This is a genomic window from Micromonospora maritima (assembly GCF_902825405.1).
Classification (GTDB): domain Bacteria; phylum Actinomycetota; class Actinomycetes; order Mycobacteriales; family Micromonosporaceae; genus Micromonospora; species Micromonospora maritima.
In genome coordinates, this window is the sequence record NZ_CADEAU010000936.1 from 1 (window position 1) to 867 (window position 867).

Annotated in this window: 1 protein-coding gene; it reads right to left on the bottom strand. The window is 78.4% G+C overall.

Annotated elements, in window-relative coordinates:
* Positions 1 to 54: 54 nt before the first annotated feature.
* A partial coding sequence (locus tag HUW36_RS33655; protein WP_174531677.1) for a glycosyltransferase family 4 protein occupies positions 55 to 867 on the bottom strand: 813 nt, incomplete at its 5' end.

The following is an 867-nucleotide window of genomic DNA, read 5'->3' on the forward strand; positions in this document are numbered from 1 at the left end:
CGGCGCGCTCGCCGGTGGGCTCCGGTCCGCCGCCGCGCTCGCGGACGGCGCCGGTCAGCCGGCGAGCAGCGCGGCCATCCGCTCGGCCTGGGTCTCCCAGCGCCACTCCCGCTCCACCCAGGCCCGTCCGGCCGCGCCGAACTGCCGGGCCAGGTCGCGGTCGGCGAGCAGGGTGGACACCCGGTCGGCGAGCTGGGCCACGTCCCGGCCCCGGACCACGTACCCGGTCTCGCCGTCGCGGACGGCATCCGGCGCGCCGCCGGAGTCACCGGCCACCACCGGCAGCCCGGTCGCGCCGGCCTCGAGGTAGACGATGCCGAGGCCCTCCACGTCCAGTCCCCGGTTGCGGGTACGGCAGGGCATCGCGTAGACGTCGCCGGCCGCGTAGTGCGCGGGCAACTCGGCGGTCGGCACCGAGCCGGTGAAGACCACGTCCCGCTCCACCCCGGTCTGCCGGGCCAGCTTCTCCAGCGTCGCCCGGTAGGGACCGCCGCCGACCACCAGCAGCGCGGCGTCCGGCACCCGCCGGCGGATCTCGGGCAACGCCCGGATCAGCATGTCCTGCCCCTTGCGCGGCACCAGCCGGGACACGCACACCACCACCGGCCGGTCGGCGAGCCCCAGCCGCAGCCGGACCTGCCCGCCGTCCACGCCCGGGTGGTAGGTGTCCACGTCCACGCCGGGCGCGAGCCGGCGCAGCTCGGTCAGCCCGTCCAGCGCCCGGGCCAGCCGGACCCGGGTGTACTCGCCGAGGTAGGTGGTCACGTCCACGCCCCGGCCGATGCGGCGCAGCGCGGCGCGGGCGCCGGGCAGCGCGGCCCAGCCGACCTCGTGCCCGTGGGTGAGCGCCACCGCCCGGCGGATCCC